This is a genomic window from Methanobrevibacter woesei (genome assembly GCF_003111605.1).
Classification (GTDB): Archaea; Methanobacteriota; Methanobacteria; order Methanobacteriales; family Methanobacteriaceae; genus Methanocatella; species Methanocatella woesei.
Genome location: NZ_MZGU01000006.1, coordinates 1 through 18,491, shown reverse-complemented (window position 1 = coordinate 18,491; position 18,491 = coordinate 1). Strand labels below are relative to the sequence as shown.

Here is an 18,491-nt window from a genome sequence, read left to right as displayed (position 1 = left end):
GATAAAATGCCAAATAAAAAATATCCAAGTGTTGTTTTCAAAGAAAGGATTAAATCAATTAGATTAGAGCTAGAAAATTATTGTAATGAAACAGTAAGTTTATACAAGAAAGCTATTTCTTTATTTGAAAAATACGATCAAAAGAAAGCTGATGAAGTTGTTGAAAAAAGTAAAGAAATGGATATATATGGTTATGAGATTGAAAGAAGTTGTATTCGTTTCATAGCTGTTGAACAACCTCTTGCTAGTGATTTGCTTTATGTTGAATCTTCTATCCGTGTAATGTCTCACATTAAAAGAATTGCATATTTATGTAGAAATATTGCTGAAGCTTGTAATGAAATTAAAGATATTAAAATTTCTGAACAATTAAAAAGTGATGTACAGTTTATGATTGATTATGTACAAATTATGTTAACTAAAGGTTTCAGTTCTTTTATAAATCAGGATATCTCAAGAGCTAAAGAATTGGCTGTTGATGATGATAAAGTAGATGATTTATTTGATTCTATTTTAAGACAAATCACTCAACTTGTAGCTCAAAAAACAGATTTTGCATTAGGTATTATTAACCTTCTTTTCCTTACAAGATATTTGGAAAGGATAGGGGACAGAGTTGTTCAGATTGGGGACAGAGTTGTATTTATTAATACTAACAGAAGACCTCGTATTGAACAATTAAAAGAAGAAAATTGATTATTTTTATAATCAATTCTATTTTTTATTTTTTTTTTTAATCATAAATTTTAGTTGTAGCATGTCTATTTGCCCAACATTGTATGCATACTCCAACAGGAAGTCCTGCAGTATGAGTATGTGCTTTTAAGATTTTTACATCAAGGGTTGTTGTTTTTCCACCTAATCCCATAGGTCCTATTCCACTTGCATTAATTTCATCCATTATTTCTTTTTCTAGATTAGCAATTGTTGGATTAGGATTTCTTTTTCCGATTTCTCCTAATAATGCTTTTTTACCTAATTTCAAAGCTAAATCTGAGGTTCCTCCAATACCTACACCAACAACGGTTGGAGGGCAAGGTTTACCTTTAGCTTTAAGAACAGATTCAACAACAAATTTTTTAATTCCTTCAATTCCTTCTGCAGGTAATGCCATTTTTAAAGCATTATTGTTTTCTGAACCGAATCCTTTAGGTAGAATAGTAATTTCAAGGTAATCTTCATCAATTAGTTCAATATCTATTGGAGGGATTGCAGTTCCAACATTAATATTTGTATTTTCTCTTGTTATTGGATCTACGATATTTGGTCTTATTGGAATTTCTTTAGTTGCTTTTATGATTCCCTCTTCGATTCCTTTTCTAAGATTTTCAACTTCAACATTTCCAAGTTTAATAAAAATCACGGGAAGACCTGTATCTTGGCACATTGGAATTCCTTTTTCTTCAGCTATTTCAATATTTTTAAGGATAGCTTTAATATTTAGTTTACCTAATTCATGAGTCTCATTTTTAAGAGCATCTTCAAGTGATTTTTTCATATCTTCTGAGAGATTTATGACAGCTTCTTTGTAAAGTTCATAAACTGCTTCTTTAATTGTGTCTTGACTAATCAATGTTAAAACCTTTATAAAATTTTTTAAAAATAAAACTATTATTAATTTTATAATAGTGGTCTTATATAGTTTTGTTTAATATAATTTGATGAAAAAATAAGTAAAAAAAGTAAATAAAAATAGCTATTTGAGAATTTCTTTAATTTTGTTAAATTCACTAGCTATTTTTTTCTGTTTTTCTGCAATTTGTTCGTCTATATCGTCTTTAAGAGCTCCAGTTGGGCAATTTGCGACGCATTGTTTTTCATCTTGGTCATTGCAAAGGTTGCATTTATGAACATCTCCAAAACCATCTATATGGATTGCTCCTATTGGACATGCTCTTTCACATGCTCCACAGCCAATACATTTTTCATTGTTGATGGTAATTGCACCACCTAATGCTTCAATTGCACCTTCTGGACATATTAATAAACATGGAGCTTTTTCAGGACTACAATGCATACAGAATAATGGAACTTTATCAACTAATTTCATTGAATTTTGTGGACAGTTACGTTCACATTTCATGCAGTCCACACAAAGTTCTGGAGTAAATATTAAATCGCTCATTTTAATACCTCTTTATTCTTTTAGAACCTTATTTGTTCTAGCTCCTGATGTTATGATATTGACAAAGCTATTTTGTCTCTTACCTTTTGTTTTTCCAGCGAGTTTGGCAATATACTTTTCTTGTTTTGCTGCTTTAAGTTTTTCTGGATTAATAAGAGAGATAGCTCTTTTAGAACATGCTTTAATACATGCAGGTCCTTCTTCTCTATCTGCACAGCGATTACATTTTTCAGCAGTGTTTGTAATTGTAATTGCACCAAATGGGCAAACCATACTGCATAATCCACAGCCAATACATTTATCATGGTCAACATCAGTTTGTGACATTGCTTCTGTTGGACATATTTTAGCACATGGTGCATCTTCACATTGCTGACAAATTATGGGATAGAAAGAAGAATCATATTCTAAAATTTTGATTCTAGAAGAACTATGTAATGATTGACAAGAATGTTCACAATCTAAACATCCATCACATAATTCTCTATTTACATTTATTTTTTCCAATGTTCTCCTCTCCTTTTTATAATCCTAATTCTTCGCATTGACTATCAACAAGTTTTTGTATTTCTTCGATATGATCTTCAGTTAAGTGTCTGAATCTTTTTTGTGGTTTTAAATATTCAGATACTGGTTTTCTTTCAGATGGTCTGTATGTTACATTGAATTCTCCGTTTTCAATTTCATACAATATCCAGGAACCAGTTTCTACTGCTAATCTACCCATTTCAATGGTTTTTGATGATGGATATCCCCAACCAGTAGTACATGGCTGATTTAAGTGGATGTATGCAGGTCCATCAACTTCAGCAGCTTTTTTAACTTTTTTCATGAAGTCTTCAGGATAAGAGATTGATGCAGTAGCTACATATGGGATACCATGAGCAGCCATAATCATTGGCATATTCTTTTTAGGTTTGTTTTCCCCAAAGCTGTCTTTACCTACTGGTGAAGTAGTTGTTGAAGCACCGTAAGGTGTAGCTCCACTTCTTTGAATACCTGTGTTCATATATGCTTCGTTATCATAACAGATGTAGGTAAAATTATGTCCTCTTTCCATTGCTCCAGAAAGGGATTGTAAACCGATATCTACGGTACCTCCGTCTCCTCCGAAAGCAACAACATTTACATCATCTTTTCCTTGAATTCTAAGTGCACTTTCTACACCAGATGCAACTGCTCCTGCGTTTTCAAATGCTACGTGAATCCATGGAATTTCCCATGCAGTTTCAGGATAAGGAGTGGTCATTACTTCAAGACATCCAGTAGCTGAAATAGCTACGGTGTTTTTACCTAATGCTTTAAGAGCTAATCTTACTCCAATGGAAGCTCCACATCCTGCACATCCTCTGTGACCAGGTGCTAATAATTCTTCTTCAGGTATTTTCATTTTATTCCTCCTTAAGTCCTATCCAAGTAACCTCTTTTTCAGGGTTTTTGGTTTTTTCATAAACTTCTAATATTGATTCTGGTGTGATGTCTCTTCCACCTAATCCAACAATAAATCCATATGCATCTTTGTGGATTTTTGCTTTAATATCTGTGAATAAAGCTCCACCAATTCCAAAGGTAACGTTTTTATCGATAACTGCTAATTTTTCACAGTTTTTAACGATTTCATCAATAGCTTTTACAGGGAAAGGTCTGTAAGCTCTTACTTTGAGTAAACCTACTTTTTCTCCTTTTGCTCTTAATTCATCTACCATTACTCTAAGAGTACTGCAGACAGAACCCATTGCAACGAAAATAATATCTGCGTCTTCGCATTTGTATGGGTCAACTAATCCATATTCTCTTCCAAATTTTTCTGCAAATTCTTTACAGGTTTCTTCAATTACTTCTAATGAATTTTCCATAGCTACTTGCATACTATGTCTTGCTTCAAGGTAGTAATCAGGGTCAGCTAATGTACCTACTGACATTGGTTCATTTGGATCTAAATAGGAATGTTTTGGGTTATATGGAGGTAAAAATTCATCTACTTTAGATTGTTCTGGAATTTCAACAGGTTCTACTGTGTGAGTTAAAATAAATCCATCTAAACAAACCATGGATGGTAATAAAACTTTTTCATTTTCAGAAATTTTAAATGCCATTATAGTAGTATCTAATGCTTCTTGTGCATTTTCTACATATATTTGTAACCATCCAGAATCCCTTTGAGCAATGGAATCTTGTTGGTCGTTCCATATGTTTAATGGGGATGAAATTGCCCTATTTGCATCTGCTAAAACTATTGGTGTTCTCATACCTGCTGCTGCAAATATAATCTCATGCATTAACATTAATCCTTGTGATGATGTTGCTGTAAATACTCTTACTCCTGCACCACTTGCTCCTACAGCGGCACTCATTGCACTATGTTCTGATTCTACTTTTACATATTTTGCATCAATTTCTTCATCTGCTACAAATTGAGCAAGGTATTCAGAAATAGTTGTTTGTGGAGTAATCGGGTAAACAGGAATGACTTGTGGTTTACATAATTTAACAGCTTCAGCTACTGCTTTATTTGCTGTCATAACTTCTTTTTTCATGTATTCTCTCCTACCTTTTTTAATTTATTCTTTAATCATTTCGATTGCATTAACTGGACATTCATTGGAACAGATTCCACAACCTTTACAATAATCATAATCAATGTCGTGATCTTTATTTACAGAAGAGTCTGGACAAAATATAATACAATTGTCACAGTCTACACATTTTTCTTTATCTAAAATTGGTTTAAATGTTCTCCAACTTCCAGTTTTGTTATTTCTACTGTTTCCAGGTGTTTTAATAACGCATCCTAGTGATACCATATATAAATCTCCTTAAAAATTAGTTAACCCATTTCGTAGGCTTTTTTAGTAGCTTCTGCATTTAATTCGCCGACTTTTCCAGGGAATGTTTCTTTAATAACTTCAATTAAAGAATCGATACTTACAACTTGGGTTTTTTTAGCGAAATAACCTAAAATAATTGTATTTACAATATTACGGCCTAACATATCTAATGCAATTCCTGTTGCATCAATGGAATGAACTGGAACATCTACTTTTCCTTTAAATTCTTCTGCAATATTAATAATTACTTCAGTATTTTCTTTAGCTCCTGAAAACACGTCTATAACATTCATTAATCCATCATCTAAAACTAAAACATAGTCTGGTGTGTATATTTGATATCTAATATCGATTGGCTTATCGTCAATTCTTGTAAAAGCCATAACTGGAGCACCCCTACGCTCTACTCCAAAGAATGGAAACGCTTGGACATATTTACCATCTTTAAAAGCTGCTTTTGCTAAAATTTCAGCAGCAGTTACAGATCCTTGTCCTCCACGTCCGTGAAAACGAATCTCAATCATTTATTTTTCCTCCATAGTTTATCATGTATAATCATTATAAATTACAAAATATATAAAGTTTTATATTATTTTAACAGTTGATAAAAATTTCCCATTTATTTTTAAATTTGATTAATTTTTATATATTATTTTTCTTGAAAAATAGTTATTTGTTTTATATTTTAATTGATTTTATAACAACTTTGATATGATTTTTAATTTTCATTGCTTCTTTTTATCTTTTGATTAGGTTAATTTTGAGTAAAAATATATTATATTATTATATAGTTAATTTAAGAAATATTGTTAATGATTATAAATTATATGATAAATATGAATTAACAATGAGGCATTTTATGAAAATTTTAATTATAACTGGAAATTTGGCTTATCCTTTAATTAAAGATGTTGTTAAAGGTTTAAAAGAAGATATTATTGTTCATGTTGCAGATACTCAGGTAGCTGCTTTTTTAACTCCTAATCAGATTATAAATGAAATTAAAGAAAATTTTTCTGATGAACTAAATGAAATTGATTTGATTTTAGTACCGGGATTAATTAAGAAGGGCACTAGTGAAATTACCAAAGAGATTGGTGTTCCTACATTTAAAGGTTCTACTGATGGGGCGGATTTAGCTATGGTTATTAATCTTTTAGATAAAATTGAATTATCTGAGGATAAACCTGCGGATAAATTAATAGCTGAAGAAAAAAGAAAAGAAGCACTTAAATTCATTGAAGATTTTGAAAATGATAAGGATAAAATTAAAGAACTTCTTAAAAAGCCAAATAATATGATGATTGGTAACCTTCCAGTTGGTGAAGATTTTCCTATGAGGGTACTTGCTGAAATAGCTAATGCTCCTTTTTTATCTAAAGAAGATTTAATTAAAAAATGCCATTTTTTTGTTGATTCCGGAGCAGATATGGTTGATATTGGTATGGCTGCAGGAGAAGATTACTCTGATAAAATTCCTGATTTAATTAATACTTTAAGACCAATTGTTGGGAATCGTCCTCTAAGTATCGATACATTAAACCCAAAAGAAATTAAAGTGGCTTGTGAAAATGGAATTGATTTTGTTTTAAGTGTTGATTTAGGAAATGCACCTAAAGTTCGAGATACTTTAAAAGAGTATGATGTTCCTGCAGTACTGCTTCCAACTAACTTTACTGAGGGAATTTCACCTGAAACTCCAAAAGAAAGGGTGGATGCAATGGCTGAACTTATTAAGAAAACTGAAGGGGTTTCAGGAGTAGCTGATTTAATTTTAGATCCTGTTAATAGTAGTAGTATTGTTGAATCAATTATTGCATGTCATGATTTCCATAAGATAAATCCTATGCCTATGTTTTTTGGTGTAGGAAATGTTTCTGAATTAATGGATGCTGATTCAACAGGTGTTAATGCACTTCTTGCAGGTATTGGAATGGAATTAGGAGTAAGTATTTTATTCACTCCTGAAGAGAGTGGTAAAACAAGAGGTAGTGTTTATGAATTAGCTATTGCAAGTAAAATGATGTTTTTAGCTAAAAATAGAAACTCTATTCCTAAAGATTTGGGTATTAATTTGGTAGAATTTAAAGATAAACATATAAAATTAGATCTTGTTGATGTAGATATTGATGAAGTTGAAAGAGTTAAAAGGGATTCTCCTATGAAGTTTAGTCGTGATCCTGCAGGCAGTTTTAAAATCACTGTAAAACATGGTTCAACTGTTGATAAAAGTAGAATATTTGCTATTCATTTTAAGAAGAATCAGCCAGATTTAATAATTGAAGGAACTACCGCTAAAGAAGTTTATGAAGAAATAATTAATCAAAAATTAGTTACACGTATGGAACATGCTGCTTATTTGGGTAGTGAACTTCAAAAAGCTGAAATCGCAAAAATTACAAAAAAAGATTATGTTCAGGACTTTGATTTATTTAAAGTCCCAGAAAAATTTAATTAATTTTTTTTTATTTAGTCGAAGTCTCCTCCAGTATCAGTTCCAGGTGCTTGTCCTGCACCACTGCTACTTCCTCCAGTGTCTGTGCTTCCACTAGAGCTAGAATCTCCGCCTGAGCTTGATCCGCCAGTGTGTGAGCTTCCACCTGTACTTGATCCGCCTGAGCTTGATCCACTAGAACTTACACTACTTCCTGAACTGGAACTACTGCTTGAGCTTCCACTATCTGCAGATGAACTGCTGGAATCTGCATCATTATCTATAAAACTGGTATTTGTGGTGTTATTTGACATGTTCATACCAGTTAAATTACCAGTATTATTTAATGGATTCATATCTTCAGCTATTAAAAATACTGTTCCTGCTGCGATTATAATGATTACAGCAATTAACACAACAATTATTGCATTGTCTCTTTCCAATAGGTCTCCCCCTTTTTCAGTTAATTAAATTTATATTGTGTTATATTTGTTATATATTTTTCACTTTTTCTCACTCATAAATTTAAGTAATAATATATATAATAGTATATTGTTAAAAATCAATAGGGGAGGTTTATAAAATTGCAAAATCCAAATGTTATTTCAATTAAAGAGATTAATAAAATTCTCAAATCAAATGATTATGTGCCAAATAATGAGATTTCAACTACATTGTACTTATCCTTATTACTTTCTAAACCAACATTAATTGAAGGACCTCCAGGTGTTGGTAAAACTGAATTTGCTAAAGTTATAGCTAAAGCATTTGACAGGGATTTCTTCAGGATTCAATGTTATGAAGGAATTACTTTTGAACAGATTGTTGGTGAATGGAATTATCAAAAACAGTTGTTATTTTTAGAAGTTGCCAAAGATAAAGAGAAAAATAAGGAAGAATTATTTGATGAAGAATTTTTCATTAGAAGGCCACTTCTTAAAGCTTTTTTAAATGATAAACCTTCAGTATTGCTTATTGATGAAATTGATAAGGCAGATGAAGAAGTTGAAAGTTTCCTTCTTCAGGCATTAGGTGAAAAGGAAATAACAATTAATGATTTAGGCACTTTCCAACTTCAAAATGATTTAATAGTAGTTTTAACATCTAACTCTCAAAGGTCTTTACTTGATGAAACAAAAGACAGATGTCTTTTCTTATATATGCCATACCCATCAATGGGTAGGGAAATTGAAATTGTTAAATCTAAAATCCCTAATGTGGATGAAGAAACTGTATCTAAAGTAGTTTCACTTGTACATAAAATACGTAATCTTAATTTAATGAAAAAGCCATCGGTTAGAGGTACTGTTGACTGGGTTAGATCTGCTATGAATTTAGATAATAAAAACTTAGAAGATTCTCTTGAAGATAGTATTGGAGTAGCTATTAAAACTGAAAGTGATAAAAAAAGAGTTTTAAAAGAATTTTTTAACAAAGGATAATAACTATGATTGATGAAATTGCCTTATTGTCTAAGAAGTTAAGAGATGCAGGCATTCCAGTAAGTGTTAGAAGTACACAGTCAGCAGTAGTAACCTATAATAATTTGGCTGATGAAGATAGGAATATTTTAAGGACTGCTCTTCGTTCTATTTATATTAAAGATAAATATGATATTCCTAAATTCAATAAGATTTTTGATGAACTATTTAGGCCAAATGATGAATTTGAACAGGAAGCAAAAAGTAAAGCTAATGAGAAGTTCACTTATGGTAAAGGTGGTCCAAAATCTAATAAATACATAATTAAAAAACCAAACTCTAAATCCAGTAAGCTCCGTAAAGAGAAAATTAATAATGAAATGCTTAAACAACTTTCAGGCCAGCCCTTACTTGAAGAAGTACAGAAACTTGAAAGAGATGGGGAGTTAATGAATAAGGATCTAACTAAACTTAACCGTTTTGATCCTAGAATGCTTGAAATCTGTCAAAGATTAGGTAGGAGAATAGCTAATAAACGTTCAAGGAGAAAATCTTTAGCTAAAACAAATAGAATTGACATGAGGAGAACTATTAGGGCTAATCTTAAGTATGGTGGAACTCCTATTGAGCTTGTAAAAGCAAAACCAAGACTTCATAAAAATGAGCATCTTTTCTTAAATGATATCAGTGGGTCTTGTGAATGGATTAGTAGCTGGTTTTTTATGCTGATGTATTCTACTCAAACAGCATTTAAAAATTCCAGAACCTTTGAATTTGATAATAAGGTTATTGAAACAACTGGGGCTTTGAAAGAAGATACTTTGCTTAATTCTTTTATTAAAGTGAAAGATTTACGTATTAAGAATGCTATGATTCATGGAACATCTAATATGTATACTGCCTTTGAACAGTTTATGGATAAGGTAAATTTAAGTAACAAATCCTATGTCATTATTTTGTCTGATTGTAGAGATTGGGCAGGACCTAAGGTTGATGGAGTTCAGTCCAGTCGTGATTTAATTGAAGAAATGGTAAGAGATTCAAAAAAGGTTATTATTTTAAACCCTGAAGATAGAAATAAATGGGATATTGTTGATAGTTGTGTTTCCCTTTATGAAGATGCGGGAGCTCAAGTTTTTGAAGTTAATACATTAAATCAACTAGCTAGATTTGTAGAATCTATGTAGGGAGATTATTATGAAATGTACTAAATGTGGTAATCCTCAAGTTATAATTAAAAAAGAACAGTCTGGTCAGGCTTTGTGTAAGGACTGTTTTATTGAATCAATTGAGAAAAAAGCTATTAAAACAGTTAAAAAAGAAAAACTTCTTGACAAAGGAGATAAAGTATTAATTGCGCTTTCTGGAGGTAAAGATAGTGTAACTGTTCTTGAAATTTTAGATAGTTTTCGTAAAATGCATATAATTGATATTTGTGCAGTAACTGTTGATGAAGGAATAGATGGATATCGTCAAGATGGTGTAGATATAGCTATAAATCATGCAAAACGATTAGGAATTGAGCATAGGGTTGTTTCTCTTAAGGAAGAATATGGCATTACTTTGGATGAAATAATGCAAAGAGAAAACCACAGAGGGTCCTGCACTTATTGTGGTGTTTTTAGAAGAGCTCTTATTAATAAGGCAGCACGTGAAATGGGTGCTACAAAAATAGCTACTGGGCATAATTTAGATGATGAAGTTCAGGGTATTATGATGAATTATCTTGAGGGAAATATTGATAATTTGACTAAATTAGGTCCAAAGACTGAATCTAAAGCTGAAGAGTTTACAGTTAAAATCAAACCATTAAGAGAAATTCCCGAGTATGAAATAGGATTATATGTTGTTGCTAAAGGTTTGGATGTGCATTTTGATAGCTGTCCATATGCTATGCAGTCTTTCAGAGCTGAAGTTTCAGATTTAATAAATAAACTTAATGAAAAACACCCTACAATCAAATATTCCACCTTAAGAGGATATGATAAAATTAAAAAGGCACTTGGTAATTCTTTAGATAAGCAGTATTCCTCTTCTAGATGTAAAATATGTGGTCAGCCTTCAGCAAATGAATTATGCAGAGCCTGTAGTTTTATTGAGGAATTAAAAGGTGATTAAAATTTCATTCACATTAAAAATTAAAGACAAAATAGAAGATATGGAATTGCCTCATGATGATTTCACTATTGAAGATTTATTTAATCAGCTAGAATTATCTTCTCAGCTATATGTTCCAAAACAAAATGGGGAAATTGTAATTAAAGAAAATAAAATTAATGATGGCGATGAAATTCAATTAGTTCAAATTATATATGGTGGTTAAATTGAAAATTGGTTTTGAATGTGGAGCATGTTTTTTAAGACAAGCTAGTGAAGCTATTGATTTAGCAACAGAGGATTATAATCTTAAAATAGAATTAATAAGAGAAATTTATGAATTTTTAAGTTCTAATTTTTACAGTACCACCAACTCAAATAAAACTGGTTCTCAGATTCATAATTTAATTAAAGAAAGAACTGGCTGCAGGGATCCTTATGTTCAGGAAAAAGCTGAAGGAAATAGGATAGCTTTGAAATATATTCCTGTTGTTGAAGATATTCTTAGAGAAAATGATAGTCTGGAAAATCATGTTAAAATAGCTATTATTGGAAATATTTTAGATTTTGGAGCTTTTAAAATTGATACTGATGTTGATTCACTAATAAACAATGCGCTTAAAAAGGAATTAACTATAAATGATGTAGAACATTTTGAAGAATCTTTAAAGAAACATAATAAAGTCTTATATCTTGTAGATAATACTGGTGAGATTGTATTTGATAAGTTACTTCTTAGAAAAATTAAGGAGTATGATGTTGATATTACAGTTGCAGTAAAATCTGAACCAATTATAAATGATGCGTGCATGGAAGATGCTTTGGATGTGGGTCTTGATGAATTTGCTGACCTTGTAGAGATTGGTGCAGGAACTGTTGGATATGTGGATAGTGAAATCTCTGATGAATTTAGAGAGATCTTTAATGACCATGATTTCATAATATCTAAAGGAATGGGAAATTATGAAGGTCTTACAGAGATAGACACTTCTGATAAAGATTTATACTTCATGTTCTGCTCTAAATGTGATGTTATTTCAAGAGATATTGGAGTAAACCTTCAGGATATGGTTATTTTAAAAGCTAATTAATAAGATTCAATATGATAATAGGGTTTATTGGTTTTGGAAGAGTTAGTGAAAACTTAACTATACTCTTCAGAAATGAAAAAATAATCTCTTCAGATTATGGCAGATCCAAACAATCAATTAACAGGATGAAAAAAGCTAATGTTGAGATTTTAGATGATTTTAATCAGGTAGCTATTGAATCAGATTTATTAATCTCTGCAAATTCTCCTTCACAGGCACTTGAAGTAGCTAGTGAATACGGGTCTAAAACCAAAGGAATATTTCTTGATTTAAATAATATTTCACCTGAAACATCTGAAGAAATAAATAAAACTGTTGATAATTTTGTGGATGGGGCAATCATTGGAAAAGTTGAATCCTCTCCTATGATTTATTTATCTGGTGAGAAAGCAGACCAGCTTGTTTTCTTAAATAGCTATTTGCCTGTAAAAATAATAAGCGATAAGATTGGTGATGCTTCCCGTTTGAAACTTTTAAGAAGCATTTATACAAAAACTGTTTCTACAACACTTATTGAAACAATGGAAATTGCAAAGGAATTTAATTTAGAAAAAGAAGTTCTTGAAACAATTGCATACAGTGAAGGGGATGCATTTATCAACAGTGCACTCTCTCGGATAAAAAATACAAAAAATAGTTCCTCTAGAAAAGAAGAGGAACTGGAAGAAATAATTTCTTATTTTAAAGATTTCAATGATTTAACTATGACTCGTGCCACATATAAAAAGTTAAAAAGAATATGATAATTTCCTTTTTTGATATAAACTTCAAATAGAAGCACTTATTATAATCTTATTATCTAATTAAATATAATTTATTAACTGAGGATGTTAAAATGAAAGGAATTATTGGTGCTATCTGTGGTGACATAATTGGTTCTACACGTGAAAGAGAAGGTCTTAAAAGTACTGATTTTGAATTGTATCCTGTAAATTCACGATTTACTGATGACACAATCATGACAGTAGCTATTGCATCATGGATACTTGAAGATAGGAAAGATTTAAGTGAAAAATCTCTTATTAAAAATTTAAAATACTTTGGAAATAATTATCCCTCAGCTGGATATGGTGGTCTCTTTTTAAACTGGCTGGAAGCATCAAGTCCAGATCCATATAATAGTTGGGGTAATGGTTCAGCTATGAGGGTATCACCAGTTGCATGGATTGGAAATTCATTGGAAGAAGTTGAACAGCTGGCTGAAAAATCAGCAAAAGTGACTCATAATCATCCTGAAGGAATTAAAGGGGCAAAAAGTGTTGCAGCAACTATTTATCTTGCAAAAACTGGGAAAAGTAAAAATAAAATTAAGGAGTATATTGAAGAAGAATATCATTATGATTTAAGTAGGGATTTCAACAGACTCAGAAAGGAATATTCTTTTGATGCATCATGTCAGGGTTCAGTTCCAGAATCCATTATGGCCTTTTTAGTAAGTGATGATTATGAAAGCACTATAAGGAATGCAATTTCTTTAGGTGGAGATGCTGATACACAGGCAGCTATTGCTGGAAGTATTGCATCAGCTTACTGGGAAGTGCCACAGGATATTTATAAACCAGCTATTGATATTTTAAATGATGAACTAAGAAATATATTATTCAAATTTAATGATATCTCTCTATAGCGTTATTTACCAATTTCAACTTTTATTTTAAACCCTTTCTTACTTTTTTCAACAACACCAGTAACTGGAATAAAATTTGAATCTATAATATATCTTAAATAGGTCACTTCTTTTGCAGGTAATCTAAGATTGGTTTTTATTTTTTTACCCTCTGCCCTAAGCTCAACAGATACCTTATTGTCCTTATCAACATAGACATCTGCATTTATGCCTTCTTTCATTAATTTTGTTTCAAATTTAGTCAAGTTAAGTCCAGCATGTATTTCAAGAGGTGTTGAATCGATAGCTATTTTTTCACTTCTAAACTTTTTGTTAGCTTCACCTGCACTTAGGCCATTTTCTATTTGGGATGCAACATACCATGCACGGTCAATAACCCTTTGAACTTTCTGTTCACTTGGAATTAGATTTAGGGATTCATATTCTTTCATTAAATCCATTACTTCTTTTTTAGTAACATTCATCTCAATTGCACTTACTGCAAGTCTTGTCATTACAGGACCATAGTCAGCTCTTCTAAAGGCTGCCCAGATAGATTCATTATCTCTATAAACTCTTCTTTTAATAATTTCATTAACTGCTTTTCCATTTAAATAAGCAATTTTGGATAAATAGCCTCTGGAGGTGGTATTCATTGTTTTAAAAATCTCTTTATAGTTGCGTTCATTGTTTATCTGGCCTTTAGCTATTTCTTCTTCAAGAATTTCTATTGTGGATTTTGGAAGAACTTTTCTTGTTTCTTTAGGGATGGTATAATCATTATCAATAATTGACTGTCTTATTAATCTTCCTGAAACTTTTCCACCATCTTTGACTTCTTTTATAACATGAAAATCAAGTTTACGACCATATTTATCTTTTAAAAATTCATTCAATGCATACCATCTAATTTCATTTCTATTAGGATAGTTTTTGGGCATTCCAACAAATTTTCCTTCTTTTATAAAGCGTTCTGCCTTTTTAGCTATTTCATCAAGTGAAATTGAGGCTCCAGTAATATAATCTGTTGCTCCATCTTCATGCATCATAGAAAGCCTTATTGGAACACTGTAAGATAAAATGAATCTGTGATGAAGTCCTTCAACAGGAACTATTCTATCAGCACCTAAAGCCAGTGCCATTTTAGATCTTGCATCAAAATTAACAAAAAAAGGTGCATGATTAGCACTGAAACCTTTATTTAGGTAAACAACAAGTTCACATCCCTTTTCATCAGCTATTTCTCTACCCTTTTTAATTAACTGTTCATGCCCTTTATGAACAGGGTCAAAATCTGCACTTATACATATCATTGTAAACACCAAAAAAAGAAGAGTGATAGATTCTTTTAATTCTATCTATCTAAGAATTTTAATATTCCGCTAATTATTAACCAAACTCCAATTAATGTTCCTAAAACAATAGGATCAGATATGTAGGTTCCCACAACAATGTAAATTACACCGAGAAGAATTCCTGCAATACCAATCCAAAATCCAAATCTGCCTTGGCGATTATTAATAAGAGCTACAACTCCAACAATTATTAGGAATATTCCTCCAAGGTATAATAGGATTTCAGCAAGGAATGGGAAGAAATTTGGATTAAAAATTATAATTAAGCTGACAATAAGCATTACAATACCTAAAAAATAGTCTAGAATCGCTCCAGATGTATTGTAATCCATAATTGATACTCCTGTAATTAAAAGAATAATGGCTATTAAAAGTAAAGCTAGTCCAATCAAGTCTGAAGCAGCAATAACTCCCATTATAGGAAATGCAATAATTAGTATACCTAAAATTACAGAAAGTACACTTACTAATTCCATCTTCATTTTTTTCCTCCTATTGTATAAAATATCTATTTTTCATGTTATATTAGTATAATGGAATATGTTTTACAGGGGTTTTTGATTTATTCATATCACTTGCAATAACTTCTGCTTTCCACTGTTTTTTACATTCACAATCATATTCAATGAGACTTTGGGTAAGATTTGAATCAATTATCATATTTTTCAAAGTCTTGTTACATTTTTTACAATTATATGGTCCTCTCCTAGAACCAAAACCAGAAGTATCCAGTAGTGCAGGAATTTTAACATTTTCACGAACTGTATTTATGATTTCAATTGCACTCCAAATCCAAGGAGGGTTGTATGCGCCCTGTCTCCATAATCTTTCAATTAAAGTTTGAGCATGGATGGTTGCAGGACAGAAAGACAATCTGTCAACGCCTAATTCTTCACAATAATATGCAGTTTCAATAGCTTCATCAATAGCTTCTTTTTCATTTAATAAGATAGGCTTAACAAAAACATATGCTTTAGATTTAATATCATAATCTTTTTCATCTCTCATTTTTTGAATTAAATGAACTGCATCTTCAAAATCTTTAGCTGTAAATCCTTTATTGATTTTGTTTAATCTGGTTTCATCATTGTATGTTTCAAGACCCATACTAACTTCAAATAATTTATCACCAATTATTTCAAAGATTTCATCAAGAACTTTTTCATTTACATATTCAGGTCTTGATTCAACAATAATTTCGCAAACATTATCCATTTCAGCTAGTTTTTTAAGAATATAATCACGAGCTGTCTTTGGAAGTTCATATGGATTTAAAAAACTTCCAGATGCAAAAAGTTTAACTGATATTTTATCTTCTTCAGCTATTGGAAATCTAGATAAGTGGTTGTTAAATATTTCAATGATTTTATCATCATCAATAGGCTCTAATGTACAATCAGAAACATAACTGCACATTGTACATCCACCACTGTCTCCAAGAGCCCATGAACATCCTGGAGTAGGTAAAATCATAAATAATGTTTTTGAAACACCATTGTAAGTTAAATCATCATTATACCAACTAGCAGCAACTTGTTCAGGTGTCTTATCTTTCTTTTTTTCAAAAGCACGATTTCTAATTTCTTTTGTTAATTTTTCAATCTCCATTATACTACCTTGTCATAACTAATTCCTACAATATTATTATAATATAAGAAATTGTTTTTAATTAAAAGTTTGTATAATCTGGAGAATAAGACTTTTAAAAAAATAGCTAGTGCTTATAAAATTAGAGTTAAAAAAACAGTTTTGATATTTGATTAAAAAAAGAAAAAGAAAAAAAGAAAAAATTAGGAGTTTAGAAACTTGCGATTACGTCTCCTAATAATTTGATAGATTCTTTTACATCTTTACCTACAGGGGATCCAGCTACGTATTGGGTTACACCCATTTCAGCTAAACCTTCAATCTTAGGTATAAATTCGTCAGGAGTACCACATACGGAAAATGCATCGAGTACAGCATCGTCTACAAGACCAATTGCTCCACCGAAGTCACCTTTACCTAAGCATGCACCGATTTTTTCGTTAATTCCTTCAGGTAATCCGTGTCTTTCTAATACAGGAGCTGGGGAACCTGCTGCAATGAATGCTGCAACAATTCTTGCTGCGTTTTTAGCTGCATCAGAGTCAGCACCAATAGAAGTTGCAGTGTATGCACCTACATCGAAGTCTTTTGATCCGCCAGCATTTTCAATACCTTTTTTAATCATAGGCATTGCTGCTTCATAATCTTTAGGGTTGGATGCGTTGATTAAAACACCGTCAGCGATTTCTCCTGCGGTTTCTAACATTTTAGGTCCTTGTGCACCCATGTAAATAGGGATTTTTTCTTGTACAGCTTTTACTCCACCTAATGCTGCTCCACCTTCAGTTTTTTCTCCAGCTAATAAAGTGTTAATATCAGCGATAGCAGATCTAATGGTGGATACTGGTTTAGTCCATTCAATACCTAATGCATCGAAAGTAGCTTTGTCTCCAGGACCAATACCAAAGGTAGCTCTTCCTTCAGAAATTTCATCAATGGTTGCAATTGCAGATGCTGAAATAGCAGGACTTCTTACATATGGGTTAGTTACACCAGGTCCTAATTTAATAGTTTCAGTTGCGTCAGCGATTAATGCTAATGCTGCGTATACATTTTTGTTGTTGTAATGATCTGTAATCCAGGTGTATTCAAAACCAACATCTTCTGCTAATTTTACTAATTCTACAATTTCACTTAATGGTTGTTGCGGAACAAATTCTATACCGAACTTCATATTTTATCACCAAATTAAATTATATTTTGGTATATATAAAGTAATTATTATTTGATTTAGATAGAAAGTTTTAAATATAATCTGATATTCTGCTACTACATAATATAATAAATAACCTATGTATTACAAATTTTATTTTTAGTATTAATCATTATTTCATGGGTATTAAGGATTATAATTATCTTTAAAGAAAATTTTATTTTCATTATTTGTCTATTAAACGTGATTTATATTCATAATATTTTTTGAATTTATGATATGTAATGATTATTATGAATATTTTAAGTTTTTAATAAAAATTGCAATATTTTTAAAATGAATTTGTGTATAAAACTTCTCTTGCTATTAGATGTGCTATGTGTTTTATGGCGATGACCTAAGCTTATTGTGTTGTAACAATTTCAGCTATGATGGTTGCTTTTCCGCATGTAGCTATAATTTATTATAATTATATTATTATTGTGTAGTGTTTTTTTGTAAAATGCTATATTTTATATTAATTGATTATTATTCATGATGAGTGTCTAATATTATTTAGATATGATGTAGGTTTTGTAGATGTGGTGATATTTGATTGTTAGATTTTTATCAAGTATGCATATCCTGTCTATTACTTTTGTGTAGTTTTGTACTTTACATATTGTATTCTGCTTTTTTCAATTCTGTTTGATCCTGGCAGATGCTACTGCTATTGGGATTCGATTAAGCCATGCAAGTTGAACGAATTTAGATTCGTGGCGTACGGCTCAGTAACACGTGGATAACCTACCCTT

The 18,491-nt window shown here is 31.1% G+C and carries 21 protein-coding genes and 1 rRNA gene; 10 read left to right on the top strand and 12 right to left on the bottom strand.

Annotated elements, in window-relative coordinates:
- Positions 1 to 6 precede the first annotated feature (6 nt).
- Positions 7 to 696: a phosphate signaling complex PhoU family protein gene (locus tag MBBWO_RS06350; RefSeq protein WP_116670058.1), complete on the top strand. Its 690-nt coding sequence runs from the start codon at positions 7 to 9 to the stop codon at positions 694 to 696.
- A gap of 37 nt (positions 697 to 733) precedes the next feature.
- On the opposite strand, the gene MBBWO_RS06345 is transcribed toward MBBWO_RS06350, so the two are convergent.
- The 7 genes from MBBWO_RS06345 to MBBWO_RS06315 all read right to left on the bottom strand — a co-directional run bounded on the left by MBBWO_RS06345 (position 734) and on the right by MBBWO_RS06315 (position 5,477).
- Entirely contained in the window at positions 734 to 1,573 is an 840-nt protein-coding gene (locus tag MBBWO_RS06345) for a fumarate hydratase (RefSeq protein WP_116670057.1), read from the bottom strand.
- Between the two features lie 123 nt (positions 1,574 to 1,696).
- Positions 1,697 to 2,125, bottom strand: a complete 429-nt coding sequence (locus tag MBBWO_RS06340; RefSeq protein WP_116670056.1) for a 4Fe-4S dicluster domain-containing protein — start codon at positions 2,123 to 2,125, stop codon at positions 1,697 to 1,699.
- 12 nt (positions 2,126 to 2,137) lie between these two features.
- Positions 2,138 to 2,632 (bottom strand): 4Fe-4S dicluster domain-containing protein, encoded by a 495-nt coding sequence (locus MBBWO_RS06335; RefSeq protein ID WP_116670055.1) that lies wholly within the window; start codon positions 2,630 to 2,632, stop codon positions 2,138 to 2,140.
- Positions 2,633 to 2,648: 16 nt separating this feature from the next.
- Entirely contained in the window at positions 2,649 to 3,515 is an 867-nt protein-coding gene (gene porB, locus MBBWO_RS06330; RefSeq protein ID WP_116670054.1) for a pyruvate synthase subunit PorB, read from the bottom strand.
- A 1-nt stretch (position 3,516) separates the two neighbouring features.
- Positions 3,517 to 4,662: a pyruvate synthase subunit PorA gene (porA, locus tag MBBWO_RS06325; RefSeq protein WP_116670053.1), complete on the bottom strand. Its 1,146-nt coding sequence runs from the start codon at positions 4,660 to 4,662 to the stop codon at positions 3,517 to 3,519.
- A 24-nt stretch (positions 4,663 to 4,686) separates the two neighbouring features.
- The gene (porD, locus tag MBBWO_RS06320) at positions 4,687 to 4,929 is read right to left on the bottom strand and encodes a pyruvate synthase subunit PorD (protein ID WP_116670052.1); all 243 of its coding nucleotides are present in this window, start codon (positions 4,927 to 4,929) and stop codon (positions 4,687 to 4,689) included.
- 23 nt (positions 4,930 to 4,952) lie between these two features.
- Positions 4,953 to 5,477, bottom strand: coding sequence for a pyruvate ferredoxin oxidoreductase subunit gamma (locus MBBWO_RS06315; protein ID WP_116670051.1), 525 nt, complete (start codon positions 5,475 to 5,477; stop codon positions 4,953 to 4,955).
- A gap of 335 nt (positions 5,478 to 5,812) precedes the next feature.
- On the opposite strand from MBBWO_RS06315, the gene MBBWO_RS06310 reads away from it, so the two are divergent.
- Complete coding sequence (locus MBBWO_RS06310; protein WP_116670050.1) at positions 5,813 to 7,411, top strand: dihydropteroate synthase-like protein; 1,599 nt, start codon at positions 5,813 to 5,815, stop codon at positions 7,409 to 7,411.
- Positions 7,412 to 7,422: 11 nt separating this feature from the next.
- Here MBBWO_RS06310 and MBBWO_RS06305 read toward each other — a convergent pair whose 3' ends face one another.
- A complete protein-coding gene (locus MBBWO_RS06305) occupies positions 7,423 to 7,830 on the bottom strand; it encodes a 1,4-beta-cellobiosidase (RefSeq protein ID WP_116670049.1) in 408 nt (135 codons plus the stop codon).
- Between the two features lie 141 nt (positions 7,831 to 7,971).
- Here MBBWO_RS06305 and MBBWO_RS06300 point away from each other — a divergent pair, with 141 nt between their 5' ends.
- From MBBWO_RS06300 to MBBWO_RS06270, 7 genes are all read left to right on the top strand, one after another.
- Positions 7,972 to 8,829, top strand: coding sequence for an AAA family ATPase (locus tag MBBWO_RS06300; RefSeq protein WP_116670048.1), 858 nt, complete (start codon positions 7,972 to 7,974; stop codon positions 8,827 to 8,829).
- A gap of 5 nt (positions 8,830 to 8,834) precedes the next feature.
- Positions 8,835 to 9,995, top strand: coding sequence for a VWA domain-containing protein (locus tag MBBWO_RS06295; RefSeq protein ID WP_116670047.1), 1,161 nt, complete (start codon positions 8,835 to 8,837; stop codon positions 9,993 to 9,995).
- Positions 9,996 to 10,005: 10 nt separating this feature from the next.
- Positions 10,006 to 10,926 carry a TIGR00269 family protein gene (locus tag MBBWO_RS06290; RefSeq protein ID WP_116670046.1) on the top strand — a complete coding sequence of 307 codons (921 nt, stop codon included), beginning with the start codon at positions 10,006 to 10,008 and terminating at the stop codon, positions 10,924 to 10,926.
- Complete coding sequence (locus MBBWO_RS06285; RefSeq protein ID WP_243408481.1) at positions 10,919 to 11,131, top strand: MoaD/ThiS family protein; 213 nt, start codon at positions 10,919 to 10,921, stop codon at positions 11,129 to 11,131. The genes MBBWO_RS06290 and MBBWO_RS06285 overlap by 8 nt, the downstream gene beginning before the upstream one ends.
- Position 11,132: 1 nt before the next feature.
- Positions 11,133 to 11,996: a damage-control phosphatase ARMT1 family protein gene (locus MBBWO_RS06280; RefSeq protein ID WP_116670045.1), complete on the top strand. Its 864-nt coding sequence runs from the start codon at positions 11,133 to 11,135 to the stop codon at positions 11,994 to 11,996.
- Between the two features lie 11 nt (positions 11,997 to 12,007).
- A complete protein-coding gene (locus MBBWO_RS06275) occupies positions 12,008 to 12,739 on the top strand; it encodes an HIBADH family dehydrogenase (RefSeq protein WP_116670044.1) in 732 nt (243 codons plus the stop codon).
- Between the two features lie 92 nt (positions 12,740 to 12,831).
- A complete protein-coding gene (locus MBBWO_RS06270) occupies positions 12,832 to 13,623 on the top strand; it encodes an ADP-ribosylglycohydrolase family protein (protein WP_116670043.1) in 792 nt (263 codons plus the stop codon).
- 2 nt (positions 13,624 to 13,625) lie between these two features.
- Here MBBWO_RS06270 and MBBWO_RS06265 read toward each other — a convergent pair whose 3' ends face one another.
- From MBBWO_RS06265 to mer, 4 genes are all read right to left on the bottom strand, one after another.
- Complete coding sequence (locus MBBWO_RS06265; RefSeq protein ID WP_116670042.1) at positions 13,626 to 14,924, bottom strand: nucleotidyl transferase family protein; 1,299 nt, start codon at positions 14,922 to 14,924, stop codon at positions 13,626 to 13,628.
- Positions 14,925 to 14,956: 32 nt separating this feature from the next.
- On the bottom strand, positions 14,957 to 15,439 hold the full coding sequence (locus tag MBBWO_RS06260) for a DUF308 domain-containing protein (protein WP_116670041.1): 483 nt from the start codon (positions 15,437 to 15,439) through the stop codon (positions 14,957 to 14,959).
- Positions 15,440 to 15,482: 43 nt separating this feature from the next.
- Complete coding sequence (locus MBBWO_RS06255) at positions 15,483 to 16,565, bottom strand: archaeosine biosynthesis radical SAM protein RaSEA (RefSeq protein ID WP_116670040.1); 1,083 nt, start codon at positions 16,563 to 16,565, stop codon at positions 15,483 to 15,485.
- A 190-nt stretch (positions 16,566 to 16,755) separates the two neighbouring features.
- Complete coding sequence (gene mer, locus MBBWO_RS06250; protein ID WP_116670039.1) at positions 16,756 to 17,718, bottom strand: 5,10-methylenetetrahydromethanopterin reductase; 963 nt, start codon at positions 17,716 to 17,718, stop codon at positions 16,756 to 16,758.
- 659 nt (positions 17,719 to 18,377) lie between these two features.
- On the opposite strand from mer, the gene MBBWO_RS06245 reads away from it, so the two are divergent.
- A 16S ribosomal RNA gene (locus tag MBBWO_RS06245) occupies positions 18,378 to 18,491 on the top strand; the annotation flags it as partial.